Raw genomic sequence first — 546 nt, 5'->3', positions numbered from 1 at the left:
CAGCGAGACCACGTCGCACTGCGAGAAGAATTCCTCGCGCGTGGTCGCCACCTGCAGGCCGTCGCTGAGCGCCTGCGCGCGCGACGCCTCGCGGCCCCAGACGCGCACGTTCATGCCGAACGCGCGGCCGTAGCCCGCGACGATCTGCCCTATGCGGCCGTAGCCCCAGATGCCGAGGGTCTTGCCGCGCAGCACGGTGCCGACGCCGAAGTTCGGCGGCATCGAGGCCGAGCGCAGGCCCGATTGCTGCCAGGCGCCGTGCTTCAGGTTGGAGATGTACTGGGGCAGGCGGCGCATGGCCGCCATGATCAGCGCCCAGGTGAGCTCGGCCGGCGCCACCGGGGAGCCCACGCCTTCGGCGACGGCGATGCCGCGCTCGGTGCAGGCGGCCACGTCGACGTGCGCGCCCACCTTGCCGGTCTGGGCGATCAGCTTGAGGCGGGGCAGCTTCTCCACGAGCTGCCGCGTGATCTGCGTGCGCTCGCGGATGAGCACGATGATGTCGGCGTCCTTGAGGCGCACGGAGAGCTGGCCGAGGCCCTTGAC

At 71.6% G+C, this 546-nt stretch carries 1 protein-coding gene; it reads right to left on the bottom strand.

The window, feature by feature from the left end:
• On the bottom strand, window positions 1-546 hold a 546-nt coding region (locus GVL52_RS31770), incomplete at both ends, for an NAD(P)-dependent oxidoreductase (RefSeq protein ID WP_280179124.1).

This window comes from Rhizobium sp. 18055 (assembly GCF_902706285.1).
GTDB lineage: Bacteria > Pseudomonadota > Alphaproteobacteria > Rhizobiales > Rhizobiaceae > Rhizobium.
This window is presented reverse-complemented; position numbering and strand designations above follow the sequence as displayed.